We start from the raw sequence: 223 nt of genomic DNA on the forward strand, positions 1-223 counted from the left end.
GGCTTCCTCGCGCCGCGCGGTGGCGTGGTCGCGGTCCCGGACGCGGTCGCGTGGGCACCACAGGAGCCGATGCTTGCGGCCACGACGGTCGCCGAGAACCTCCGCCTCGCCCGCCCCACGGCGACCGAGGCCGACCTCCGCCAAGCGCTTCACCAGGCAGCCCTCGACGACGTCGACCCGGCCACGCTGCTCGGCAGCGGCGGCAGCGGGCTGTCGGGCGGGC

1 pseudogene is annotated in these 223 nt (G+C 77.6%); it reads left to right on the forward strand.

What is annotated here, in order from left to right:
* Positions 1 to 223: pseudogene (locus G3I65_RS05995) on the forward strand (hypothetical protein); the annotation flags it as partial.

Origin of the sequence: Amycolatopsis sp. SID8362, from assembly GCF_010550475.1 — a bacterium.
GTDB classification, from domain to species: domain Bacteria; phylum Actinomycetota; class Actinomycetes; order Mycobacteriales; family Pseudonocardiaceae; genus Amycolatopsis; species Amycolatopsis eburnea.